Raw genomic sequence first — 25,846 nt, 5'->3', positions numbered from 1 at the left:
TGTGTAATTAATCTATTTCAATTAATCATCACATGATACTTTGGATATCAAAGTATTTATTTCGAGTATGATATTGCATTACGGACAAATTGTCAATTTTATTACTGAATTTTATGCAGATTTGTGTTAATATCAAGGCTAATTAAGTTATAGTCCGTCTGAAATGATTTGAATATCAAACTATTTAAAATAAGAAGTAATTATCATGAAACATGAACACAATCTTGTTAAAGAACAACAGTTACAAAAATTGCTGGCTAACTTGCCAATTACTCTGACTTGGTACAAGCGAATTTCGTCAACCAATACTTCTGCTAAACAAATTGCTGATAGAATATCTGACCCTGGTTTCATGTTAATAGGCAGCGATGAGCAAACGGCCGGTTATGGTAAAAAGGATCGCAAGTTTATTTCTAGCGCAGGAGGAGTCTATCTCTCACTAATCTGTCCAATTGATAACTTATCCAGACACAATCAAGGTCTGTTAACGACCGGGATTGCTTGGTGCTTGCATGAAGCTATCTTAGAACTATTTCACTTAGATACTGAGATTAAGTGGGTAAACGATTTATTATTTAAGCAAAAAAAGATAGCCGGTATTTTAGTTGAACAGGTAAAACCCCAGTTAGCAGTCATCGGAATTGGTTGTAATTTACATCAAGCAACTCCAGACCTTGAGTTAGCTAATGCTGCTAATTTACTAGTAAATCCACCAACTGATGCCCTATTTTGCCAATTTGTTAATAATCTAATCCAAAAGATTGTGCAAATATTACCCAATTTTGCTGAAGGTAAGTTTTTGACAGATTATAAAAAACGACTAACTATGCTTGGCCATGATATAACCGTGCAAATAGGGCATAAAAAGTTAACCGGCCGCGCGATTGATCTTGACCAAAACGCTAATTTGATTTTACAAATTGGAGCAACCCACTATACTCTCAATAGCGGTGAAGTAACTAAAGTTAGACCAAATTAAATAACCAACCAAATTACTTGGTTGGTTATTTTTTAATTAATTATAATTTTATTATTTGCAATATGCCAAATAGTAGTAGCCACATTTTGCACTAATGCTTGATCATGAGAGATCAATAATACTGCCCCAGAAAACTGCTGCATAAACTGCTCTAAAGCTTGAATTGAAGCCAAATCAAGATAGTTAGTTGGCTCATCTAACAATAAAAAATTAATCTCGCTTAGTAAAACTTTAGCGAGCGCTACCTTAGTCTGCTGACCATCGCTTAACTCATCAACTGGCTGATTAAACAGTTCCCGCTCAATTCCCATTGAGGCTAATAAAGTTAAAGCTTCGGATTCAGCCACATTTGCTGTCGTCATCACATTTTGCTTAACTGTTCTAGACCAAATCAAGTTCTTAATCTGCTGACTAAAATAACCAATCTTAGCTGCTGAACTGAGACTAACTGCATCGCTATGCAACATTTGCGTAATAAATGTCGTTTTACCACTGCCATTATCTCCTATTAGAGCAATCTTATCACTTGCCCGAATGCTAGCCGTAAATGGTTGCCAAAGCATTTGGCCATAAAAATCACCGCGATATTTATTAAATTTTACTAATACCTGATTCTTCAAATTATTAGTAACTTGATGATCAATCTTAATTTGTTTAGTTTTTCGCGGTTGCTTGACTGCTTGCAATTTAGTTATTTGTTGCTTAAGTGCTTTAGCAGAGCGATCTAACTTCTTTTGTTTATTCGCATAATAATTTTTTACATTCTTAGCCTCATTTTTGCCAACACCCTTAGGTGCCTTAGCCGCCCTATTAGCTTGGTTTTGTTTAGTAGTGAGCGCTGCCTGTAACTTTTTCTTTTCCTTAGTTTGATTTTCCCATAATTTGACCTGATTTTGCCGCTGACGAGTCTGCATTTGAACAAAGGAGTCATAATTACCAACATATTCAGTTATTTTTTGTTGTTCAATTGACCATATTTTGGAACAAATCGCATTGAGTAAATATCGATCATGCGAAACTAAAATAATCGTTCCTCGATAACGTTTAAGTAGGTTAATTAGTAGTTCAACATGCTGGCTGTCAAGATTATTAGTGGGCTCATCAAGCAGCAATAGCTTGTTAGCTGCTAAGATTTGATTGCGTTCAAGCTGCCATTGCTGCTGTCCACCACTAAGTGCTAAGTTTGGATCTACACTCGCTGCAATATAATTCGCGCTTTGCTTAACGATGATTTGTCCTTGGTCAAGTGGTAACTCATGAGCAATTAGTCTAAGCAAGGTAGTTTTGCCAGCTCCATTATTGCCAACAATACCAACACGATCATGTTCATTGACAATTAAGTGGGTAGCAGAAAAAAGCGTCCGCGCATTGACCTGCTGACTTATTTTTTGGATATCAATTATTTGCATAGTAACCCCATCGTTTTTATTAAGTTAAAATATTAAATTGTTGTTATTTTTACTTAAAATTCTTCATTGGATCTACCTGCGATATTTATGACAATTAAATTAGTTTAATCATAAACTATTTAACCCTAAAAGTAAAGACAGTTTAACTTAGACTGTGTCGCCTATTCTTAATTAACTCTAACACTACTTGTGAAAAAACATAACCTAAAGCAATTGCCCCAGCCACCATACAAACGTGAATCGTTTTTTGTAAAGCAACCATCGGCGAATGATCAATTACGGCAGCGATTGCCTGATACCCACTTACTCCAGGCACCAGCGGTACCAAGCCAATCACAAACATTGTACTGGGCATTTTCTTTTTAGCAGCGAGCAAAATTCCTAAACTCCCAACCACAAAGGCCGCGACGAAATTGGCTAAAATTGCGCCAAAATCAAAGTTAACCATAAACCAGTAAACTAACCAACCAACACCAGCAATTAATCCTGCCGCATTCAGCGCATCTTTAGGTAAATTAATAAATATCCCAAACATGATAGTCCCCAAATAGCTGAATAGCGCCTGAATAATAAAATGATAAAAGCTCATTATCTATTCCTTTCATTATGCATAATGCAAAACTACCCCAATGCCAAATGCTAAGGCACAAAGTGTAATAATACTTTCCATTAAACGTTCAAGACCCGATAATAAATTACCTTCAAAAATATCACGGACAGCCGTGATCATGGGAATACCAGGAACTGGCGGCATAACCGCTCCAATAATAATATTTTGTACATTGAAACCTAAGTGCAACCTTACCCCAATTACGGCACATACCCCAATGCATAGCGCACCAACAAATTCACTAATAAACCGAATTCGGACGTGAGTTGATAGATACAGCGTTACCCAATAGCCTATTGCTGAAGTCATAAAAGCTAAAGGAAAATCGCGCCAATCATAGGTTTGTGTAAAAATATACATAAACAATGCGCCTTCCATTCCAGCAGCTAAAGTCTGTAACCAAATTGGAAATTGTGGACCAGAAGCTTGAACTCCCAATAATTCTCGCTCTAATTGATCTAAACTAATTTTGCCAGCAGTATAATGCCTCGATAATTGATTAACCTTGCTAATACGCGCCATATTAATACTACGTTTTTCAACCTGAACAAATCGACTATAAGAGGTGCGAGGCAAACTAACCAAAACCCCGGTTAAACTGATAAATGCTTCCGGATTCTCGTTTGTAGCACACTTGATTATTCGTTTAGTAGTATCCTCAACCCGCCAAATTTCTGAACCTGATTCAATCAGCAATTTAGCTGCCAAGACACCTACATTAATTGCTTGTTTTCTTAACATGACACTTCCCACCCTTATAAAGAAAATTCTAACTAAAATTATACTTAACTTCCACCTCATTAGTTAAAACTGGCAAACTATTTTAGTCAAAAAAAGACGTTAAGCAGTTTGCCTAGCGTCAATTTTAATCCCGAGCTTTACTTACCATAGTTTTGAAAGATTTGCTTATAAATTTCAATAAAATCAAGATACATTTGCTCAGAAACATATTCGTTATCTTGGTGTGGTGTATTGCTACCTGGACCATAAACCAGATAGGCAAAACCGGTCTGGTTATTAATCAAGAATTTTGATGCATCAGTACCACCTGAGACACCTTCATTTAAGATCATTCCCGGCTCATATGTTTGCCCTAATAAACTCGCTTCTTGCTGCATTGCTTTGAGCTCTGCAGCCGATTGCTTTTGTTGTTGCACATAAGATTTAGCTGCTGCATGAACCACTTGGACTAATTTAGCATTTGGATCGCCAACAATCGGCACAATATCCATCCCAACCGACATTTCAATTTGTCCTTGATGATCAGCATTATAATGCTCAACCACACTTTGCAATTCAGCAATAATGGTTTCATTGGTTAATTCTGGAATTGTACGAATATTAAGTTCTGCGTTAGCAGTCCCAGGAATGGCATTAACCTGATTACCGCCATGGATAACATCAATATTAAAAACTGTATCACCTAAAACTTCATTATGCTTATCTTCACTAAGCTCATGCATACGCTGCTTAATTTGATTCAGTAATTCTAGCATATTTTCTACAGCATTAATTCCCATGAATGGCATTGAACTATGCGCAGTTTTACCTTTAGCTAGCAAGTTAATATTAATTTCTCCCTTGCTAGCATAAACTGACCGATTATACCCAGATGGTTCGCCAATTAACAAGGCATCTGCGTCGTCAAGATAACCTGCTTGTTGCAATTGCTCTGCTCCCGGCTGACCAACTTCTTCGCCAGCAGTTGCAAGTAAACGAATTGTCCCAGGAATTTCGACTTGCTTTTCTTTAAGTTCAATTAAAGCAATCACCATTGCAGCCAGACCTGCCTTCATATCAGTAGTCCCGCGACCATAAAGTAGATCGCCCTTTTTACTGATCTTGAATGGATCGCTGTTCCACTTATCTTCATTGACATCGACTGTATCCATATGACCAGAAATTACCAAGACTGGCTTACCAGAACCGACTTCAGCTACTAAATTTGCCCGATTAGTTGCACCCTTTAATGGTAAAATCTCGTTCTTGATTCCAGCATTATCTAACAACTTCTTGAGGTAATTGGCAACTGGTAACTCGTCCCCATTAACCGAATGAAGTTCAACCAAGTCTGACAAAATTTGCATTCTTTGTTCTTTTTCCATCTAAATGCCTCCTATATTCGTCTACTAGGCATTATATAGCATATCTTGACTAATGCCAATTTAGTTTCTTTACCAATCGGCTAATTAGTTGGTATAATGACCCATTGAATATGCTAATATAGAAAATAAAACTAAGGGGAATTAGATGCGTTCCAATTATATGGATCAAAAAATTGTTAATACTTTCGCTAAATTAACTAGTGTTTACGGTTACAAGGGCACAACTACTAAAAAGATCGCTACTGAAGCTGGGATTAATGAAAGTACTATTTTTCGCCATTTTGCTGATAAAAAGAGTATTTTAAATGCACTAATTGATCAATGTGAAAATGAAATTAATGAATATGAAGTCAATTTTGAATTAAGTGGTGATCCACAAAAGGATATCCAAAATGCCGTTAATCTTTCACAACACTTTTTAGAGAAGCATCGCAGCATTTTCTTTATTTCACTCCACGAAAACCAAGATTATCCAGAATTACTTAATGCCAGTCAAAATATTATTATCATGGAAAAATACCTCTATCGTAAGCTATTTCAGGAAATGATAAAGGCTAACGAAATTCCAGCTGACACTAATGTTAATTTGGAAGTCAGTAACCTGTTATTAATGAATCTAGGTCAAGTTGTCTTTAAATTCGCTTACAGCAAATTACCACAAAACATATCTGATCAGGATTATCTTGATAATAATATTGCAAAATTCGCAGAACATTTAAAATAGATAATAAAAGCAGCTACATCGACTCGGTGTAGCTGCTTTTATCTTACTTATTTAATGCTTGTTCTAGTTTAACTAGATCTGCCATCAATTCCTGTTTAGCCTGTTTGCCCAAGATTTGCTCGGTTTTTTGTTCTGAAGCTATAAAATATTGAGTAACTTGTTCGTCAAGCTGTTCTGCTTTTTGTGTGAGTTCAAGCTCCTTTAGGCGTGCATCCACTGAACTAGTCATTCTAACAATTAACCCTTTTTGAACCATTAAATTTAGAATATTAGTTGCTGTTGACTTCCTAATATTAAATTCATGTTCGACATCTTTTTGGTAAAGTGGCTTTTTCTGTCTAAAAGAAGCCAAATATTCAATTATTAGCATTTGGGTACCAGTTAAGCCGATACTTTTAGCATAGTGATCAAGATTACGACTATACACATTTTGCAATCTTTGTAACAGCAGACCTAGTCTTCTTTGCATTATTTCTTTACCTCATTAGTAGCGCGATAAAGTAAGTATACACCAATAATAACGAGAATAATTAAAAAGATTAGCCCACTTTGAGCACCACTAATAAACTTAGCGGCAGCATTTGGCGCGTGACTAGCCTGCTCTACTGCTTGAACAATCGCTGAGACAATTGCGGTGCCAACTGCACCAGCAAATTGTTGTGCCATATTAAATAGCCCATTGCCATCAGCATTCTCTTTTTCAGTCAAGGCACCCAAAGAACTAGTCATCGTGTTACCCATCACTAGTCCGATACCAACCATGACAATGCTATAAAATAACATAATTTTGCCCGCTGAAAGATTTGCTGAAAAGCCGCAGAAAAGTAACCCGCCAAGTATTTCTAAGATACCTCCCAGCATAATTGGCTTACGCGCGCCATAATTATCCAATAAACGTCCAGCTATTGGTGAAAGAATTGCACCTAAGAGAGCACCTATCAACATCAATAGACCTGCTGTCAAGGCTGTCTGCTGATTAGCGATTTGCGCATAATTAGGTAAAATAAATGATAGCCCTAAAGTATTAATTTGAAATAGAAAATACGCACATAGGCCATACGTAAATTTGCTTTGCTTAAACACTTGCAAGTTAATTAAGGGCTTGTCTGCAACAAGAGAATGCTTAATAAAAATAGTCAGTGCAACTATTCCCAAAATTAATGGTATCCAAAAGCTCAGCGGTTTACGCAGAATTGTCGATAAATTGCTAAACGCTAAGATAACCCCAATAAACGTAACTGCAATACTCAGAAAACCAACCCAATCCAAACTTGGCTTTTCTAGGTCATACGGATCTTTGGTAATAAAGATTAAGCCAAGAATTAAAGAAATCACCATGATCGGAATCACTAAAATAAAAATAAACCGCCAGCCTAACTTATTAACTATAAGTCCGCCAAAACTTGGTCCTAAAGCTGGGGCAACAGCTGTAATCATCGTGCCAATTCCCATAATTAACCCAATTTTTTCAAATGGCGTTCTTTCCAGAATTAGATTAAACATCAGTGGAATCGCGATGCCTGCAGCAATTCCCTGTACAACTCGGCCAAGAACTAATAATTCAAAATGATTGGCACTTGCATCAATTATTAATCCTAAAATAAATAGAGTTGCAGCCACAATAAATAATTTACGCGAACTGAAATTCTTCTTCAAATAAACTGACAGTGGCATAACAATCGAGGCAACCAGTAAATAGCCCGTTGTCATCCACTGAACTGTGGCCATATTAACCTGAAATTCATGCATTAACGTTGGAAAAGTCACATTTCCCGCCGTTTCAATTAATACACCACAAAATGACATTAATCCTGCTGCCAGAATAGAACAGATTAACTTTGTATCTAACTTTCTTTGCATCTATTTTTCCTCCTATTAGTTAGCTTGCTAACTAAATATCTATACTAGTAGTCTGTAAATAAAAATGCAAGTTGTATTCGTTATCAAAATAAAGCAGGCTAGTTACACTCATCGTAACTAGCCTGCTTCATCTTAAAATAATTAAGCACGCTTTTTGGTTAACTTCAAACAGATTGGCCAGATAAGGCCAGCAACAATTCCGATTAACAAGCCCCACCATAATTGTTGTGAATTGACAAAATTGATTCCATGATACAATTGCTTTTGCAAGACAGTTACTAACTGATTGGCATAAAACTGCAAAAATCCAAAGGAACCAATTGCTGCTAATAAGGTAACTATCGACGCAAAATATCGACCAAACACTGCCAATAGTGCAGCCAAAGTAAAGACCAAGACCATTGCAAAGGCGAAATATTGAAAAACACTAATTACTTGATCAACTTGCTCAGCATTTTCCTTTAATTCATGGTTAAGCTTATGTAGAATCACTTCACTAACAGCTTTTTGTACCTGATTGTTTTCCGGTAAAGCCAAATCATGAGCAGTTAGTTCACCATTTTGCTTATAAGTCACGCCTAAGTCATACAAACTATTGTACGAAAAATCTCGTTGATACTTCTTAGGTAAGGCTTCAAGCACCTTATCCTCTAAGCCAAACTTTTGAGCCAACTCTAAAGAAGCTTTTAATTTTGGATCATTTTCTGCATCAACTGACTTATGTAGCACTTCCTTAGCCATATCACGAGTGTTGGCAACATTTAATTGCAATGGGCTAGTCAAAAGTAGGTAGCCTGACAGACAAATTAAAACTGTAAACACTAATCGCAAAAGAATTGTGCTAATTTTTTTCATTCTAATACCTCCTAGTGTAAATCTTACTCTTTCCCTAACAATCATGTTGCTCGGAAGCTAAGCAATTACAATCAACTGTGTCTGGAGCCTGTTGCTCTTTTTGCGTCAATTGCTTTTCAAGTTTTTCAATATCAGATTTTGACAACGGAACATCCTTAATTAGTTCTAGCAGCATTTGCCCTTTGTGCATATCGCACATATGCCCCATCATCTGACGAGTTGCCTCAAGCATCATTTGATTTTCACTAACTGTTGCTGAATAAACGAATCTGCGACCATCCTTACGTGTCTTTAACAGCCCTTTTTTAACAAGACGACCCATCAAAGTCTTGATGGTTGATTCAGACCAAGCTTTTTTAGCCTGTAATTCTGCAATTACTTGTCCAGTATGAATTTCACCGAGTGTCCAAACAATTCGCATAACTTCCCATTCGGCTTCAGAAATATTATGTACGTTATTTTTTGTAACCATTTACTTAGCCTAACTTCATTTTACTATAGAACGAACTTTTTGAGTGCCTTGGCAATTCCGTTATGGTCGTTATCATCTGTTACATAATCGGCACTATCCTTAATGGCCTCAATTGCATTGCCCATCGCAATTTTCTTAAAATCCGGATTAGCAAACATTGAGACATCATTACCTTGATCGCCAAACACCATTACTTGATTGGGGGCAATTTGTAAACGAGCCGCTAGCTGTAATAAGGCATTGCCTTTAGAGGCATTCTTAAGGTTAAGCTCAATAATTTCAGGAAAACTCCGGACAACATCATACTTTGCAAAAACCCAATCTGGTAGATTTTGCCAGAGCTTATCCATCTCTTGCAAATCATCAATCATCGTTAAGCCAACCTTATTAAAGGAAAAATCCTGTGGAATTTCTTCAACCGGGCGAACTTTAATCATGTTATTGGTAGTCGCAGCATTCAAGGCGAGGCTAGCTGCCAAGTCACGATCACAACACCAAAAACAATCGGGCGTTTCAAAATGAAGATTAACATGAGCCAATCTTTGCAAACGAATCATGTTAGTAAAATCATGATAATTCATCTTCTGATCCATCACAACTTTGCCAGCTAAGTTTTGGATTACGGCGCCATTAAATACAATATTGTATTGGTCTGCCTTTCCTGCCAAACTAAGCTGCTCGTTATACCGCATTACACCAGATAACGGTCTGCCAGTAGCCAAAACAACTTTTATGCCCTGCTCATTTGCTTGCTTGAGCAATTTTTCAGTTTCCGGCAAAATCTCATTGTTACTAGTCAACAATGTCCCATCTAAGTCGACTGCAATTAATTTAATCCCCATAGCTTAACCTCCCACTATTTTTTTATCAACTCCTTTATTATACAAAAAGTCGCAATTACTTACGACCTTTTTTACTTTTTATTCAACTGTGACACTTTTAGCAAGATTCCTCGGCTGATCAACATTCAGTCCCTTTTCCTTAGCCGCATAATAAGCAAGCAACTGTGTTGGCACCACTGAAATTAATGGCGACAGATAATAATCAATATTGGCTAATACAAGATCATCTTGGGCTTGTGCCAAATCCTGACTCGCAATAGTAATCACTTGAGCTCCTCGAGCGACTACTTCTTGAATATTGCCTCGCATGAGGCCAGCAGTTACTGGATCATTTATCAAAGCTATCACTGGCGTATCATTTTCAATCAGTGAAATTGTCCCATGCTTTAACTCTGCTGCTGCAAAGCCCTCTGTTTGAATATATGAAACTTCTTTTAATTTTAATGCTGCTTCCAAGGCAACTGGATAATCAATTCCGCGTCCAAGATAGAAAGCGTTACGTGATGAAATTAGCTTCGTTTTGGCCAATTGCTTAATTTTCGCTTGATTTGCAATTAGCTGTTCAATTCCTTCAGCCGCTAAAGCCAAGTTAGTCTTTAAATTAAATTGCTTAGCAGTGACTGTTTTCAGCTGTTTCCCAATTGCTTTAGCCAAAATCGCCATAACTGCTATTTGCGCAGTGTAAGCCTTAGTCGAAGCCACCGCTATTTCTGGACCCGCTTCAAGTGAAATTGCATAATTAGCTTCTCGCGCCAGAGTAGATTCCATAACATTAGTTAAAGTTAAACTAGGAATTTTTCGCTTAATTGCTTCCTGCAAGACTACTCGCGAATCGGCAGTTTCCCCAGATTGCGATAAGAAAATAAAAAATGGCTTACGTGATAATAAAGGAAAATGATAGCCAGCTTCCGAAGCATAGCCAACATCGGTCGGGATACCTGTTAAATGTTCGAGCAAGATTTTGCCAACTAGCCCTGCATGATAGCTAGTCCCTGCAGCAAAGATATAAAAGCGATCTGCTTGTGCCATAGTCTTAACAATTTCATCATCTATTCTAGGTTCGCCCGATTTATCAAGATAGTACTGCGTTAAATGTCGCAATACAGCTGGTTGCTCACAGATTTCTTTCATCATGTAAAAATCATAAGTCCCTTTTGAAGCGGCATTAGGATCAATCTCTAATTGGTAAGGCTTGCGAATTACCGGTTTTCCAGCAAGAGTTTCCAAGTAATAGCTATCATTGGTAATGTCACCAACTTCACCGTCATGGAGATCAATAAAAGTCTTGGTTTGATCTAAAACAGACAATGCATCAGAAGCAATAATATTGAAATTATCTCCAATTCCCAATAGTAATGGTGACTTGTTTTTAGCTAGATAAATATGATCTGGCTTAGTGTTATCAATTAATAAAAAGGCATATGATCCTTTAAGCAACTTTAAAGTCTTCTTCAGAGCCGCAAAGGCTGACAAGTTAGCTTCACGAGCAAATTTACTGACCAATTGCACTACTACTTCGGTATCCGTATCGGAAACCATAGCTGCTTCTGACAGATATTGGCTTCTTAGTTCTTGATAATTCTCAATCACACCATTATGTACTAAATAAAATCGCTTAGTTTCGTCAAATTGAGGATGGGCATTATTGACTGATGGTTCTCCATGAGTAGCCCAACGAGTATGTCCAATCCCAACTAAGCCTTGTTGATCTGGAGTAAGCTTAGCCTCGAGCTGATGAATCTTTCCAGTCGCCTTAGCCAGATACTCTTTACCAGCCAAGTCATTGAGATAAATCCCCGCCGAATCATAACCACGATATTCTAAGTTAGTTAAGCCACTTAAGATTACTTCTCTGGCCGATTTACCAACAATTCCAACAATTCCGCACATATTTTTCTCCTTTGGTCTAGTCAATGCTTTAAATATGGACTAATCCATTAATTCGTTATAACACATGGAATATTAGACCAATATATTAAATTGGTCAAGCAATATATTATATAATTGGTATAGACTATGTGCAGTGGGATTGTATACAACGCACCTTGATAAAAAAGAAAAAATTTTTAGGTGATTTTGCCAACAAAAAAACCCTACCAAAAGTAGGATTTTATCGTTATAAACTTTACTTTATTCGCCCATTTCTGCTTCAACCACGTCAGTTATGCGCTTGACATAGGCATCAGTCTGTTCTTGCGTTGGGCCTTCCGCCATTACCCGCAATAGCGATTGAGTGCCCGATGGTCTAACCAAAACTCGACCTTCACCGCCCATCTCTTGTTCAACTTCTGCAATTACATCAAGAATTGGTTGGTGTTTGCGCCACGCAGTTTTATCATCGACAGGTACATTAACTAAACATTGCGGATACTCTTTAAAGTCAGCTAATAATTCTGATAGAGATTTACCAGTCTTTTTCATGACTAACATCAAATGCAAGCCTGTCAGCATTCCATCTCCAGTATTGTGGTAATCTGTCATAATAACATGACCAGACTGTTCACCACCTAAATTATAACCATGAGCACGCATTTCTTCAGAAACATAGCGATCACCAACTTGAGTGCGTACATTCTTAATTCCTTGACGCTCTAGGGCTTTAGTAAAGCCAAGATTACTCATTACAGTAGTCACAATAGTATCGTTTTTAAGACGACCACAATCTTTTAAATACGTCCCAATGACATACATAATATGATCGCCATCGACCTCATGACCATTTTCATCAACTGCAATACAGCGGTCGGCATCACCATCAAAAGCTAGACCGAGCTGGGCACCTTGCTTAACCACTTCTGCCTGCAGCTTTTCTGTATGAGTAGCGCCAACTTGATCATTAATATTAAAACCATCAGGATGGGTAGCAATAGTAGTGAAATCGACGCCGCAATCAGCAAATAACCGTGAAATCAAGTTACTGGCAGCACCATTAGCACCATCAATGACTACCTTAATTCCATCAAGATCCTCAGGAATCGTATTTTCAATGAATTGTAAATACTTCGAACTACCTTCATGAAAATCAGTTACAGTGCCCAAGCCTTGAGCTGAAGGCCTAGGTAAAGAGTCAACGGTGGCATCCACTAATTCTTCAATCTCACCTTCTAGTTCATCAGAGAGCTTTAATCCATCACTACCAAAAAACTTAATTCCGTTGTCTTGGACCGGATTATGTGAAGCCGAAATTTGTACACCAGCATCAGCTCCTTGAGCTCTAACCAAATAGGACAATCCAGGTGTGGTAATTACTCCTACTTCTAAAACCTCAATCCCAACGGACAACAGCCCCGAGATCAAGGCATATTCTAGCATTTCACCAGACACCCGAGTATCTCTTGAAACCAAAACCTTGGCTTGCTGATCTTGCTTATTTTTAGTTAAAACATAGCCGCCATCACGACCTAATTTAAACGCCATCTCTGGTGATAAATCTCGATTAGCAACTCCACGCACACCATCAGTGCCAAAATATTTCAACATTAAAAACAACCTTTCCTTAAGTAAAATTTATTTAGCATTATTAGAATTCATCGATTCTTTAACTTTAATTTGAACGCTAATTTGATTGGGTTCAGCTTTAACCACACCATCAGGCAATGGTAATTTAACCTCTTTAGTAGTTGTAGACTGAACATCCTTTAAATCAATCGGCACTTTTAACCGTTTAACTTTTTTCAACGCCTCTTGGCTGCCATATACAGTAACATAATCATTTTTAGCAGTTAATGAATAAACTTTATCCACTTTTTCATGTTGCGGTCGTAAATCTACCTTAACTGCCTTTTTGGCTACTGAAATCGGAATAGTTACCTTAACGGTTGCCGGATCGATGATTACATTAAGCTGACGCCCCTGCTTATCTTCAGCGATTAGACTCACCTGCCGCTCATAAGTATGATTAATTTCATTAGGTAGAGTAACCTTAGCTACTACCTGATCAATTTGATCAACTTCACTCCGCGCACCAGTTATCTCAACTTGTTGCGGATAAACGCTCGTTTTGCCTAGCTTATAACCATGGGCCACAGCATCCTTATTATACTCTATTTGTACAGGCTCTGTGACTGATTTTCGTCTTTGAATATTTACATGAACAGATTTAGGATTAATTTTATAGGAAACTTGATTGCTCAGCCCACTAACCCGAACCTTTACTGTATGATCGCCAACACTCTTATGAGTCAAATCAATATATACCCGAAAATTTTGTGTATTAACAGCAGAAGTAACTAATGCGCTAGAGCCCTCAAGCGTAATACTGACCTTAGCAGGATAGCCAACAACATAATAATTATCAGTATTAACAGACACTTGCAGCGGCACCTTAACAGTTTGCTTCTCACTAGCCGTTTGCTTAGTACGTTCTGGCTGTCCCTGGGTCATAAAACCTTCTTGGGTATAATTTGTATAAATTACTAATAAAACTGCAATTAGCAATGACAATAAACTAATAAACCAAGACTTTTTCCAAAAAGCTTTCATCGATCAGCACCCCATTTCCAAACTTTATTGAATAATTTTTGGTACCATTTGGGTGTTGACTTTTCTTCTGGAACTAACTCCGCTTTTAAGTATTTTAAGTAATCCTCTCGACTCATATCTAAATAAAACCGACCGTTACGGGTAATCGTTACTCCACCAGTTTCTTCCGAAACAACAATTGTAATTGCATCAGTAACTTCTGAAATACCAACTGCTGCACGGTGTCTAGTCCCTAGCCGCTTAGGAATCATCGTACTATCAGATAATGGTAAATATGCGGCAGCTACAGCTATTTCATGATCTTTACCAATAATTACAGCACCATCATGCAGCGGTGTATTAGGAATAAAGATATTAATTAATAATTCACCAGTTACCTTAGCGTCAAGTTTGATACCTGTTTCAATATAATCTTCTAAACCAGTTTCTTGTTGAATGGTAATTAAAGCACCAATCCGCCTTTTAGACATATATTGAATTGACTTGTCAAGCTCATCAATAAAGCGTAATGACTCATCGCGCTCACTAGCCTCATGCCCACCAAAAATCGGTAATCGTCCTAAGTGTTCTAGACCTCGCCGAATTTCTGGCTGAAAAATGATAATAATTCCTAGTACCGACCAAGAAACTACCTGATCAAGTAGCCAAGTAGTCGTATGCAGCTGCAAAACCCCTGCAATTAATCGCACAATAAAAATCAATACGATTCCTTTGGCTAATTGAACTGCCTTCGTCCCTCTAATCAAGACAATTAAGTGATAAACTACGAACCAGATAATTAAAATATCAAGTACAATTGACAAGTTATTCCAAGTTAAAAGATTCGCCACGTTAAAATGCATAAGTTCTCCTCCTTTGCTAGTTTGCAATTTTAATTGCTGGGTTTACCGATGACTCTGACTTCAGTTTGTAAATCTATCCCAAATTTTTGTTTAATTGTCTTTTTAATTAATTTGATTAACTTAAGATAATCCGTCGCAGTAGCATCACCTTTATTAACAATAAAACCGGCATGCTTTTGAGAAACTTGTGCACCACCAATTTGCTTTCCTTGTAATCCGGCCTGAATAATCATCGGACCAACAAAATGACCCACTGGCCGTTTAAAGACACTGCCACAAGACGGATATTCTAATGGCTGCTTATAACGGCGTAATGCGTTAAGATAATTCATTTGAGCTAGGATAGCCGACTTTTTGCCAGGATGCAATTTAAAAGTTGCCGCAATTACGACATCCCCAGTGGTTTGCATAAGTGAATGACGATAGGTAAAGTGAATTTCTTCATTAGAATATTCTTTGATCTCACCAGTTAAAGTTAGCACTTTAGCACTTAATAGTGCCTGGCTAGTTTCGCCGCCATATGCTCCAGCATTCATATAGACCGCACCACCAACACTGCCCGGGATCCCAGCAGCAAATTCTAAGCCGCTAAGACCATGATTAGCAGCCGCAAAAGCCGTATCAATTATTCTCCCGCCAGCTTCAGCAGTGACTGATTGCTTGCTGATCGTTATTTGGTTCATTTTAGTCAAAATCAGCACTAGACCGTCAATTCCGCCATCCCGAATGATTAAATTAGAGGCATTACCTATAACCGTTACGGGAAGCTCATCAAGTTTAGCAGCCTGCAGTAGCTGCTCTAGTTCAGACTGATTTCGTGGAAAAGCTAAATATTCTGCTGGTCCTCCTGTCTTAGTAAACGTATATTTACTAAGTGGAACTTGCTGGTTAATTTCAAGCCCATTCCTTTTTAAGTTAAGTAATTCCAAAGCTAAAACCTCTTTATCTATTCTTTATTTTACCGCATTCACTTACTCGCTTCACACTATGTTATACTAAAAATTAGTTTTAAAGGAGAAAAAATGAATTTTATTGCAATGGACTTCGAAACCGCTAATCGTCATCCAGAAAGCGCGTGTTCGCTAGCACTGGTAATGGTGCGCGATGATCAAATTGTTGATCGTTTTTATACTGTCATCAATCCGCAAATGCCATTTGATGCACGTAACATTCAAATTCATGACATTACCGCTCAAGATGTTCAAGATGCGCCAACTATGGCCGAAGTTTGGCCACAAATTAAGGAACTATTTCAACCAGGTATGCTCGTTTGTGCTCATAATGCACGCTTTGATACCAACGTTATGCGACAGAGTCTTGCTCGCTATGATATTCAAGAACCTCATTATTTAGTCATTGATACTTTAAAGACCAGTAGGTTATTTGAACCAGATTTGCCCAACCATAAACTTGATACTGTATCAGACGCTTTGGCAGTTGAACTCTGGCATCATCACAATGCTCTAAGTGATAGTGAAGCCTGCGGTGGTATTTTAATTGCTCAGCACAAGCAATTTGGCGATGAGGCAATCAAAAAGTTGGTTGAACAAGTTTAAATTTGATTCACGAAAAACAGGACTGCAATTACTGCAATCCTGTTTTTTATTTGATTTGTGAATAAATTTCCTTGCTCCAAGCTGTTGCCCGATCACCTTGCGGCTTAAACATAACTAAGCGCTTAGTTGAGTTCCAACTATCATCAATACGCTTAATCGTCAATTGCAAGTATGTTTTAGGCAGATTATCTTTAATCATTTGTGGCCATTCAATTACTACCAAGCCTGCCTGCGCCAGATAACCATTTAAATCAATCGAAGCTAAATCATCATCAACTAGTCGATAAAAATCCATATGAAATAATGGCAATCTAGCTTCGCGATATTCACGCACAATCGTAAAGGTCGGACTTTTAATTGGTCTTTTAACACCAAGTCCGCGGCCAATTCCCTGTGTCAGAGTGGTTTTGCCAGCACCTAAATCACCACTAAGCAATAATACATCACTAGCTTGAGCAGTTTGCGCAATTATCACACCAAGCTGCTGCATTTCACTTGCAGAATTTACTTCAAGCTTCATCTTATCCTCGCCCATTCTTTTCTAACACCTGGGCTGCTGTCAAAATTGCCAAGTCATAAACATCTTGACTACTAGCACCACGCGATAAATCGTTAACTGGCTGAGCTAAACCTTGCAGGATTGGTCCAACTGCACCAAAATTACCCAATCTCTGTGCAATTTTATAAGCAAGATTACCAGATTGTAATTCTGGAAAGATAAAAATATTAGCTTGACCATTAAGCGGGGAATCAGGTGCTTTTTGTTTGGCAACCGCTGGAACAAACGCGGCATCGAACTGTAATTCACCATCAGCAGGAATGCTTGGACACTTTTGTTTAAATAATTTGGCCGCCTCAGCTACTCGATCAACCATCTCGCCTTGGGCAGATCCTTTAGTAGAGAAACTCAAAAAGGCCACTTTTGGCGTTAGATTAATCATTTTAGCAGTTTGAACAGATTGTTCTGCAATCTCAGCAAGAGTTGCACTATCAGGCTCGATATTAATTGCACAATCGGCAAAAAGATATTTTTTACTACCACGTTCCATGATAAAACTACCAGAAACTCTATGCATCCCTTTTGCAGTCTTAATCAATTGCAGTGCTGGTCTAACCGTTTGTGCTGTAGAATGCGCTGCACCTGACACCATTCCATCTGCCTTACCCATTTTAACTAGCATGGTAGCGAAATAATTGGCATCTTGCAGTTGTTCATGCACCTGTTGCCGTTCAAGCTCGCGGCCGCGAGCTGCAATAAAAGCAGTAATCATTTCAGCATCAGCTTCTGGTTCAACTAGTGTAACCCCTGATAAATCTAGTCCTAGCTGCCTAGCCGATTGTTTAAGTTCATTAACTTTGCCTAATAAAATTGGTTCAATAATTTGGGCTGCTGCTAAGCGGTTGGCTGCCATCAGGATCCGTTCATCATCTCCCTCAGGAAAGACAATCCGGATTTTTTTAGGTGCAATTTTAACTTTTTCTTCTAATAATTTAAAAACGCTCATGTTAATCCTATCTATGCTAAATCAGCTTGTGTAACAGTAGCCGGCAGTTGCCAATCTATTGGTGTTTCACCCATGTTTTTCAAGGCAGCATTACAACGTGAAAATGGTCGTGAGCCAAAGAAACCACGATCTGCCGAAAATGGACTCGGATGCGGTGATTTAATAATCACATTACGCTTTTGATCAATCAGCGGAATTTTATTCTGAGCAAACTTGCCCCATAAAATAAAAACTACCTTACCGCGCTCACTTAACGCTTCAATTGCCGCATCAGTCACCTGTTCCCAGCCGCGTCCTTGATGACCATTTGCATGACCATAAGGGACAGTCAAAACAGCATTTAGTAACAGTACTCCTTGATCAGCCCACTTCTTGAGATAACCGTGATTAACCGGTTGACAGCCAACATCATCATATAATTCTTGATAAATATTTTGTAATGATGGTGGCAGTTTAGTTCCCGGCATCACAGCAAAACTCATCCCAGTTGCTTGTCCAGGATTATGATAAGGATCTTGTCCCAAAATAACTACTTTAGTTTGAGCAAAAGTGGTCAACTTAAAAGCTGTAAAAATATGATACATATCTGGGAATATCTGCTTAGTAGCGTACTCGTTCTTTAAAAAATTATGTAATTCCTGATACTGACTACTTGAAAAGACAGGTTCCAAGACGGCATCCCAATCATTGCCAATAAACTGTTTCATTATAAGCTAGCCTCTCTTCCTTTAACTTTTATGGTATCATGAAAATTAATGAAACTGGACAAAAAATTGCTAATTAAAGATTTTTTTAGCAATTTCACTCATAAGCACTTGCTGCGGATTACGCACATTGTGTTAGTATTAAACTAGGAATTGTATAAGTATTATTAGGAGGCGTTACTTACCATTGATTAAATTAGTAGCTTGTGACCTTGACGGTACACTGTTTAACAGCAACATGACTGTTTCTAGTGAGAATATCTCAGCAATTCGTGCTGCCCAAGATAGTGGAATTGAATTTCTGGTGGCAACTGGTCGCTCACCTGAGCAAGCCCGTAGCGCTCTGAAAGACTTTGATTTACAAACTGGCTTTATCAATGCTAACGGAGCTTTGATTTACGATGCAAACGGCAACTTGCAAGTTAAGCATTTATTACCCACTGCAAAGGCACGAGCAGTTGCAGAAATCTTATATAAACATCAAATTTATTTTGAAATCGTCACAAAAAGCAAAATTTATTCAGCAGACATCAGCCAACGTGTTGTTAATCTGGCTCATTCTCTAATAGCACTTAATCCCAACGTAACCTTTAAAGAAGCCGTGGCTATTTCTGCTGGCAGCAATGCAATGCTTAGCATGACTTTAGTCGATAATTTTGAACAGTTACTAGCCGACCCGCAACTTGAAATTACTAAAATTATCGCCTTTGACGGACGAGGTTATGCAGCATTTAAAGAAGTCAAAGAAGAAATCACAGCGCTTGGCGATTTGGCTGTGACTTCCAGTTCTGCCGCCAACATTGAAATCAACGATATTCGGGCACAAAAGGGTTCAGCTTTGCTCGATTACGCTCATAAACAAGGCTTAAAAACTGAAGAAGTAGCAGCAATTGGCGATAATCTTAATGACGAAAGCATGATCCGTGCCGCTGGTACAGGGGTTGCAATGGCAAACGCTGTACCAGCTATTAAGCAGGTCGCGCAGATTGAAACCAAATCTAACAACGACGATGGCGTGGGTCATATTTTAAGACAGTTTATCAAAAATAACGCGCGAGAATAGAGGTTGACTAATGCGCTATTTAATGGAATTAAGTCAAAAACAAGAATATGGTCAAATCCCAGTTGCTTTCGATAATGGTGAATTAAAATTCATTATTCAAGGAAATCTTGATAATCCTAACCATACTTTATATTTAAAAACTACCCTTGGTACTGAAATTGGACGACTTTATTCTGATCGAAATGGCATCATCGCTTCCTTCACAATCGATGTGGTTAACCATTCGCTAGTTAAGGTCAAACGCTTTAATAGCAAAATTGCTAATCTCTTTTATGTTACTAGGCTCAACTACTTAGTCACTGGTAGCATTAAAAAAGGTAGCTACAAGTTTTTATCTGGTGTCAAACAAGTAGCAACTGTAAAGACGAAGGTAAATAAAACCGGTGTTGTCTTGACCTGTGATATCTCTAGACCGGAAGACGTCCCCTTTATTTTATTGTGTGCAACACTATTTACCCAATGGCACACCACTCCGTTAAAATTACCGACTTTTCCACCGATTGGTGGCAATATTAGTATCAAACTAAATTAATTTAGTAAGAAAAAACGCTGTTTAAACACAGCGTTTTTATTTGATTTAAGTTAATAGGCTCTTTGTCCCTTTTTATAGACAGCCTTATCTTGCTCGTTAACTGCCTTGATGTCAACTAGTGGATTCTCGTCTAAGACCAGAAAATCGGCATATTTGCCTTCCTCTAACGTGCCATATTCATCGTCAATCTTCATTAACTTAGCCGAATTAACGCTCGTGCGTAGCGCTTCGTAATTAGTAAAACCTTGCTCTACCAATAACTGAAGCTCAACGGCAGTTTTAGTAAAGTCATTAAAAGGTGTTCCGGCATCCGTACCTAAAGTGATTTTTACGCCCCGCTCCTTAGCATGCGTAATATTCTTACGCAGATCATCAACAGCATCGGCGGCTTTTTTAACTTCCCAATCAGGTAAAACACCTTTGCCATATTTGGCCAGAGACCAATCTGCCACTACCGTTGGGGTTAGATAAGTTCCTTGCTCAAGCATCATATCGATTTCTTCATCATCTACATAAAAACCATGTTCAATACTATCAACTCCAGCCTTTACCGCATTATAAATACCTGCGTTTCCTTCAGCATGAGCTGCGACAATCAGATTTTTGTGGTGAGCTTCTTCAACAGCAACGTGCATTTCAGCAATACTTAATTGTGGATCGTCCATGAAGTCATTCTTAGTCATGACCCCGCCAGTTGCCATTACCTTGATTGCTTTAGCACCTTTTTTCATTCCTTGTCGAACGGCTTTACGCATCTCATCGGGTGAATCAACTAGATTACCAGAATTAGGGGCATCGCCGTGGCCCCCGGTCATCGAGTATACCATTCCAGACGGCATCATTTCTGGCACCTTAGTAATTTTGCCTGTAGCAATCATTTGGCTAAGTGGAATATCTAGATCATACGAACAACCGCACTGCCGAATATAAGTAACTCCAGAACGCAAAAATTCATGCAGATTTTGAACTGCTCGTACAGTTGCAACTACTACGTTCGCTTCAGGATCGCCATCAAAAGTGGTTGAATCATTATCAACATGCGTATGCACGTTAATCATGCCCGGCATTACATACTTATTAGCCAAATCAATTGTCCGATCAGCTGTTGGTGCTTTACCTATACCAATTTTCGTAATTTTCCCCGTCACATCATCAACTAACATGTAGCTATCTGCTTGAACATCGTTTTTCTCACCATCATAAAGATTAAAGTTAGTATATACCGTTTGATTCATGATTTTCTCCTAAAAATTTATTTAATAAGCACGCTGACCTTTTTTATAGACAACCTTGTCGGCTTGTGCCACTGCATGGACATCTGCCAACGGATTCTCGTCTAAGACCAGAAAATCGGCATATTTGCCTTCCTCTAACGTGCCATATTCATCGTCAATCTTCATTAACTTAGCTGAATTTACACTTGTTTGCAAAGCTTCATAATTGGTAAAACCTTGCTCTACCAATAACTGCAACTCAACGGGCGTCATCGTAAAATCATTAAATGGTGAACCAGCATCTGTACCCAAGGTAATTGGTACGCCGCGTTCTTTGGCATGAGTAATATTCTTACGTAGATCATCTAAAGCATCTATGGCCTTTTTGATTTCCCATTCTGGCACTTTACCCTGGGCATAAGTTGGAAATGCCCAATCTGCCACTACCGTTGGAGTCAGATAAGTTCCTTGCTCAAGCATTAAATCAATTTCTTCATCATTAACATAGAAGCCATGTTCAACACTGTCAACCCCGGCTTTAATCGCATTCATAATTCCTGGATTGCCTTCTGCATGAGCTGCAACAATCAAATTCTTATGGTGAGCTTCTTCAACAGCAACGTGCATTTCGGCAACGCTAAGTTGCGGATCATCCATAAAATCATTCTTGGTCATGACTCCGCCAGTCGCCATTAATTTAATGTTTTTGGCACCTTTTTTCAGACCTTGACGAACAGCTTTACGCATTTCATCAGGTGAATCAACTAAGTGTCCAAAGCTAGGCGAATCTCCATGACCACCAGTCATTGAATATGCCATTCCAGACGGCATAATATCAGGTGCCTTAGTTATTTTACCTGTTTGCACTAAATGACTCATTGTAATATCAATATCATATGCACTGCCGCACTCCCGAATATAAGTCACACCTGAGCGCAAGAAATCATGCAAGTGCTGCAAGCCTCGAACTGTGGCTGTTACAACGTCAGCTCCTAAGTCAGCATCATAACTGTCTGAATCACTCACAATATGAGTATGGCAATTGATAAGTCCTGGCATCACATATTTGCCTGCCAAATCGACTACTTGATCAGCTATTGGTGCCTGACCAGTACCAATCAAAGTTATCTTCCCCGTTTCATCGTCAACCACTAGATAGCTATCAGCTTTTACAGCTTCTGTTGCACCATCATATAACTTTGCATTTGTATAAACTGTTTTGGTCATGATTATTCACCCCTTAAATCGTCGCTTTCTTCATTATAATTTAATATTTTAATACTTAGCAAATCGTTTTACAATATTAAATTAAATAAAATGATAATAATTTAGCAATTATAAATGTTATTTATTACATCGCTAGACTTGAAAATACAAATTAGCCAAAAAGCCATAGCTTAACTATATAGACAAAATCTAAAAAGTATCAAAAGCTAGTAAATATAAAGAATGCCATTTTTATGTGTTTCTCATAATTTATCAAAAAATGTTGTATAAAAAAAGACGGTCATAATTGACCGTCACCGCGCGTTGCAAGTAGTCACTTTGCATGCACGTTAAGTATCTCGTACAAAATACTATTTTTACTCATGTTGTATCTTGTGTTTGCAAAAGCTCAAGATGTGCTTGATGATATCAAAGATATCATTGACAAACTGCGTAAGTAGTTCAGCTGTTAAAGCTCAGGTTTTCCTGAGCTTTTTTCATTATGCAGATCGGAATAATTAAGTGCCCCTATCTTTGATGTCTCTAGCTTAATATGCCCGTTGGCCCTTTTTGTAGACAGCTTTATCCGCTTGGGCTACTGCATGAACATCTGCCAACGGATTTTCATCTAAGACTAAGAAGTCAGCATACTTCCCCTCAGCTAAGGTGCCATATTCATCATCAATCTGCAGCAATTTAGCAGAATTAACGCTAGTTCGCAGAGCTTCATAATTAGTAAAGCCTTGTTCCACTAACAGCTGTAATTCAACTGGCGTCATGGAGAAGTCATTGAATGGCGTACCAGCATCTGTTCCTAAAGTAATCTTGACGCCGCGGTCTTTGGCATGTGTAATATTCTTACGCAAATCGTCTAGTGCATCAGCCGCCTTTTTGATTTCCCATTCTGGAACCTTACCTTCAGCGTATGTCGGAAAAGCCCAGTCAGCCACAACAGTTGGCGTCAAATAAGTCCCCTGCTCAAGCATCAAGTCGATTTCTTCATCATTAACATAAAAGCCATGCTCGATGCTATCGACTCCAGCCTTAATGGCATTCATAATTCCTGGATTGCCTTCAGCATGAGCCGCAACCGTCAACCCCTTATGGTGAGCTTCCTCAACTGCAGCATGCATTTCGGCAACGCTAAGTTGTGGATCATTCATAAAGTCATTCTTAGTCATAACACCACCAGTTGCCATGACTTTAATGTTTTTAGCACCTAATTTCAAACCCTGACGGACAGCCTTGCGCATTTCATCTGGTGAATCAACTGCATGACCAAAATTAGGTGTATCGCCATGACCACCAGTCATCGAATATGCTCGACCCGACGGCAAAATTTCTGGAACCTTAGTAATTTTCCCTTCAGCTATCAAACGACTTAGCGTAATATCAATATCATAATTGCTGCCCAATTCTCTAATATAGGTAACACCAGACTGCAAAAATGTATGCAGGTTCTTGACTGAACGCACAGTCGTCTCAACCACATTAGCTGTAGGATCGCCATCAGCGGCGCTGGGATCATTAACCGTGTGAGTATGGCAATTAATCAGACCAGGCATCACATATTTATTAGCTAAGTCAACCGTTTGGTCAGCGGCTGGCGCTTGGCCCGTGCCCATAGCAGTAATCTTACCAGTCCCATCATCAACTACCATGTAGCTGTTTGCCTTGATCGCTTCTTGCTCGCCATCATAGAGATTAACATTTGTATACGCTGTTTTCGTCATTTTGTCCTCCTTAAACTAGCTTCAAATTGATTTCATTATATTTTAATATTCTAATACTAGATGAATATTTTTACAACAATTAATTAAAAATATCTTTCAAGAAATTCTAGGCTCTCTAAAATTGCGCAACAAAAAAATCCCTTACTAATTAGCAACGGATTTTTTTAATTATTTTTGACCAGGAAATTTATCTTTAGGAAGATATTCAATCTGCTTGACGTATTGACCTTTGTGCTCGATATAGATATACTGCCGACCTGGATCATATCCGCCAATATATTTAATTTTATAAGGTAACTTCTTGCCATTGTTATCAACGGCCTGCACATTACGATATTTTTGCGTATGCTTAGGCACCTTGGCATAACTAATCTCCATGTTGATTAACGGATTGATATAATCCGTGTATTGATTATGGATTAGTAAAATACCGCCACAACAGACAACTATTATACCGAAAACAGTTAGTAAAAATTTCTTCATCTGGCTATTCTCTCATTTTCTGTAATATGAATAGTTTGATTTTTAATTTCAATTACATAGTCACACTGCTGCCAAATCTGCGGTGAATGTGTGGCAATAATTACAGTAGCATCTGGACCAAAGTCGTTTAAGAGCGAATTGAGCACTACTTCACTGTTTTCAGTATCGAGCGACCCCGTTGGCTCGTCAGCAAAAATCACATCAGGTTTCTTCAAGATTGCTCGCGCTAAAGCAATTCGTTGCTGCTCACCACCACTCAGGATATAAACTTTTTGCTTAAGCGATAATTTGCCTAGTCCAACTCGTTCAAGCACTGCTTGCATTGCCTCTTGTGCCAACTGTTTAGTAAGTTTTTGATTCGCCAAACCAATAGCCAAATTTTGCTTAACCGTTTCATTATCAATCAGGCCAAAATTCTGAAAGACAAAGCCAAAATGATTGCGATATAGTTGCTTCTGATTTTTAGCATTAACTGATAAATCATTGAAGGTCACGCTGCCAGAACTTGGCTGCTCTAATCCACTCAAGATATTCAAAAAAGTTGTCTTGCCAGCTCCACTCTTACCAATAATGGCATAGCTTTTGCCGGCAGAGAGCTGGCAGTTAACTTTTTCTAAGACGGGTTTTTGTTTAAATTCTTTAGTAATCGCTTCTACTTTAATCATTATTT

At 38.3% G+C, this 25,846-nt stretch carries 27 protein-coding genes; 5 read left to right on the top strand and 22 right to left on the bottom strand.

All coding sequences use genetic code 11. The features are described 5' to 3' along the window. Positions 1-205 precede the first annotated feature (205 nt). Complete coding sequence (locus tag OZX59_RS00830) at positions 206-979, top strand: biotin--[acetyl-CoA-carboxylase] ligase (protein WP_277126256.1); 774 nt, start codon at positions 206-208, stop codon at positions 977-979. 32 nt (positions 980-1,011) lie between these two features. On the opposite strand, the gene abc-f is transcribed toward OZX59_RS00830, so the two are convergent. The 4 genes from abc-f to OZX59_RS00810 form a co-directional block, all read right to left on the bottom strand. Further along, positions 1,012-2,388 (bottom strand): ribosomal protection-like ABC-F family protein, encoded by a 1,377-nt coding sequence (abc-f, locus tag OZX59_RS00825; protein WP_277126255.1) that lies wholly within the window; start codon positions 2,386-2,388, stop codon positions 1,012-1,014. 142 nt (positions 2,389-2,530) lie between these two features. After that, on the bottom strand, positions 2,531-2,977 hold the full coding sequence (locus OZX59_RS00820; protein ID WP_277126254.1) for a threonine/serine exporter family protein: 447 nt from the start codon (positions 2,975-2,977) through the stop codon (positions 2,531-2,533). 15 nt (positions 2,978-2,992) lie between these two features. After that, positions 2,993-3,739, bottom strand: a complete 747-nt coding sequence (locus OZX59_RS00815; RefSeq protein WP_277126253.1) for a threonine/serine exporter family protein — start codon at positions 3,737-3,739, stop codon at positions 2,993-2,995. A gap of 137 nt (positions 3,740-3,876) precedes the next feature. Continuing rightward, positions 3,877-5,103 (bottom strand): ArgE/DapE family deacylase, encoded by a 1,227-nt coding sequence (locus OZX59_RS00810; RefSeq protein WP_277126252.1) that lies wholly within the window; start codon positions 5,101-5,103, stop codon positions 3,877-3,879. A gap of 145 nt (positions 5,104-5,248) precedes the next feature. On the opposite strand from OZX59_RS00810, the gene OZX59_RS00805 reads away from it, so the two are divergent. After that, positions 5,249-5,827, top strand: coding sequence for a TetR/AcrR family transcriptional regulator (locus OZX59_RS00805; protein ID WP_277126251.1), 579 nt, complete (start codon positions 5,249-5,251; stop codon positions 5,825-5,827). A gap of 43 nt (positions 5,828-5,870) precedes the next feature. Here the strand turns inward: OZX59_RS00805 and OZX59_RS00800 are convergent, their stop codons facing one another. The 10 genes from OZX59_RS00800 to murB form a co-directional block, all read right to left on the bottom strand. After that, on the bottom strand, positions 5,871-6,296 hold the full coding sequence (locus tag OZX59_RS00800) for a MarR family winged helix-turn-helix transcriptional regulator (RefSeq protein WP_277126250.1): 426 nt from the start codon (positions 6,294-6,296) through the stop codon (positions 5,871-5,873). Further along, complete coding sequence (locus OZX59_RS00795) at positions 6,296-7,687, bottom strand: DHA2 family efflux MFS transporter permease subunit (RefSeq protein WP_277126249.1); 1,392 nt, start codon at positions 7,685-7,687, stop codon at positions 6,296-6,298. The genes OZX59_RS00800 and OZX59_RS00795 overlap by 1 nt, the downstream gene beginning before the upstream one ends. 141 nt (positions 7,688-7,828) lie before the next feature. Continuing rightward, the gene (locus tag OZX59_RS00790; RefSeq protein ID WP_277126248.1) at positions 7,829-8,542 is read right to left on the bottom strand and encodes a hypothetical protein; all 714 of its coding nucleotides are present in this window, start codon (positions 8,540-8,542) and stop codon (positions 7,829-7,831) included. Between the two features lie 34 nt (positions 8,543-8,576). Continuing rightward, positions 8,577-9,014, bottom strand: coding sequence for a CopY/TcrY family copper transport repressor (locus OZX59_RS00785; RefSeq protein ID WP_277126247.1), 438 nt, complete (start codon positions 9,012-9,014; stop codon positions 8,577-8,579). A gap of 23 nt (positions 9,015-9,037) precedes the next feature. Beyond that, a complete protein-coding gene (locus tag OZX59_RS00780; protein ID WP_277126246.1) occupies positions 9,038-9,856 on the bottom strand; it encodes a Cof-type HAD-IIB family hydrolase in 819 nt (272 codons plus the stop codon). Between the two features lie 78 nt (positions 9,857-9,934). Next, positions 9,935-11,746, bottom strand: coding sequence for a glutamine--fructose-6-phosphate transaminase (isomerizing) (gene glmS, locus OZX59_RS00775; protein WP_277126245.1), 1,812 nt, complete (start codon positions 11,744-11,746; stop codon positions 9,935-9,937). A 240-nt stretch (positions 11,747-11,986) separates the two neighbouring features. After that, positions 11,987-13,336: a phosphoglucosamine mutase gene (gene glmM / locus OZX59_RS00770; RefSeq protein WP_277126244.1), complete on the bottom strand. Its 1,350-nt coding sequence runs from the start codon at positions 13,334-13,336 to the stop codon at positions 11,987-11,989. A 27-nt stretch (positions 13,337-13,363) separates the two neighbouring features. Then, positions 13,364-14,338, bottom strand: coding sequence for a CdaR family protein (locus OZX59_RS00765; RefSeq protein ID WP_277126243.1), 975 nt, complete (start codon positions 14,336-14,338; stop codon positions 13,364-13,366). Next, positions 14,335-15,180, bottom strand: coding sequence for a diadenylate cyclase CdaA (gene cdaA / locus OZX59_RS00760; protein WP_277126242.1), 846 nt, complete (start codon positions 15,178-15,180; stop codon positions 14,335-14,337). Before cdaA ends, OZX59_RS00765 begins: the two co-directional genes overlap by 4 nt. Before the next feature lie 29 nt (positions 15,181-15,209). After that, the gene (murB, locus tag OZX59_RS00755) at positions 15,210-16,109 is read right to left on the bottom strand and encodes a UDP-N-acetylmuramate dehydrogenase (RefSeq protein WP_277126241.1); all 900 of its coding nucleotides are present in this window, start codon (positions 16,107-16,109) and stop codon (positions 15,210-15,212) included. A gap of 93 nt (positions 16,110-16,202) precedes the next feature. Here murB and OZX59_RS00750 point away from each other — a divergent pair, with 93 nt between their 5' ends. After that, positions 16,203-16,736, top strand: a complete 534-nt coding sequence (locus tag OZX59_RS00750; protein WP_277126240.1) for a 3'-5' exonuclease — start codon at positions 16,203-16,205, stop codon at positions 16,734-16,736. 46 nt (positions 16,737-16,782) lie between these two features. Here OZX59_RS00750 and tsaE read toward each other — a convergent pair whose 3' ends face one another. The 3 genes from tsaE to OZX59_RS00735 are packed head-to-tail and all read right to left on the bottom strand — an operon-like array spanning position 16,783 to position 18,951. Next, complete coding sequence (gene tsaE / locus OZX59_RS00745) at positions 16,783-17,271, bottom strand: tRNA (adenosine(37)-N6)-threonylcarbamoyltransferase complex ATPase subunit type 1 TsaE (RefSeq protein WP_277126239.1); 489 nt, start codon at positions 17,269-17,271, stop codon at positions 16,783-16,785. Beyond that, positions 17,258-18,241 (bottom strand): phosphate acetyltransferase, encoded by a 984-nt coding sequence (gene pta / locus OZX59_RS00740; protein ID WP_277126238.1) that lies wholly within the window; start codon positions 18,239-18,241, stop codon positions 17,258-17,260. Before pta ends, tsaE begins: the two co-directional genes overlap by 14 nt. A gap of 11 nt (positions 18,242-18,252) precedes the next feature. After that, complete coding sequence (locus tag OZX59_RS00735; RefSeq protein ID WP_277127025.1) at positions 18,253-18,951, bottom strand: uracil-DNA glycosylase; 699 nt, start codon at positions 18,949-18,951, stop codon at positions 18,253-18,255. 181 nt (positions 18,952-19,132) lie between these two features. Here OZX59_RS00735 and OZX59_RS00730 point away from each other — a divergent pair, with 181 nt between their 5' ends. Both OZX59_RS00730 and OZX59_RS00725 read left to right on the top strand, forming a co-directional pair. Next, positions 19,133-20,008: a Cof-type HAD-IIB family hydrolase gene (locus OZX59_RS00730; RefSeq protein WP_277126237.1), complete on the top strand. Its 876-nt coding sequence runs from the start codon at positions 19,133-19,135 to the stop codon at positions 20,006-20,008. A gap of 10 nt (positions 20,009-20,018) precedes the next feature. Continuing rightward, a complete protein-coding gene (locus tag OZX59_RS00725) occupies positions 20,019-20,540 on the top strand; it encodes a hypothetical protein (protein WP_277126236.1) in 522 nt (173 codons plus the stop codon). A 50-nt stretch (positions 20,541-20,590) separates the two neighbouring features. On the opposite strand, the gene OZX59_RS00720 is transcribed toward OZX59_RS00725, so the two are convergent. The 5 genes from OZX59_RS00720 to OZX59_RS00700 all read right to left on the bottom strand — a co-directional run bounded on the left by OZX59_RS00720 (position 20,591) and on the right by OZX59_RS00700 (position 25,841). Continuing rightward, complete coding sequence (locus OZX59_RS00720; RefSeq protein ID WP_277126235.1) at positions 20,591-21,775, bottom strand: amidohydrolase family protein; 1,185 nt, start codon at positions 21,773-21,775, stop codon at positions 20,591-20,593. 21 nt (positions 21,776-21,796) lie between these two features. Further along, positions 21,797-22,981, bottom strand: a complete 1,185-nt coding sequence (locus tag OZX59_RS00715) for an amidohydrolase family protein (RefSeq protein WP_277126234.1) — start codon at positions 22,979-22,981, stop codon at positions 21,797-21,799. Positions 22,982-23,508: 527 nt separating this feature from the next. Continuing rightward, positions 23,509-24,693, bottom strand: a complete 1,185-nt coding sequence (locus OZX59_RS00710; RefSeq protein WP_277126233.1) for an amidohydrolase family protein — start codon at positions 24,691-24,693, stop codon at positions 23,509-23,511. Positions 24,694-24,861: 168 nt separating this feature from the next. Continuing rightward, positions 24,862-25,176: a YxeA family protein gene (locus OZX59_RS00705; RefSeq protein WP_277126232.1), complete on the bottom strand. Its 315-nt coding sequence runs from the start codon at positions 25,174-25,176 to the stop codon at positions 24,862-24,864. Beyond that, on the bottom strand, positions 25,173-25,841 hold the full coding sequence (locus tag OZX59_RS00700) for an ABC transporter ATP-binding protein (protein WP_277126231.1): 669 nt from the start codon (positions 25,839-25,841) through the stop codon (positions 25,173-25,175). Before OZX59_RS00700 ends, OZX59_RS00705 begins: the two co-directional genes overlap by 4 nt. Positions 25,842-25,846 lie beyond the last annotated feature (5 nt).

Source organism: Lactobacillus sp. ESL0681 (genome assembly GCF_029392835.1).
Taxonomy (GTDB): domain Bacteria; phylum Bacillota; class Bacilli; order Lactobacillales; family Lactobacillaceae; genus Lactobacillus.
This window is presented reverse-complemented; position numbering and strand designations above follow the sequence as displayed.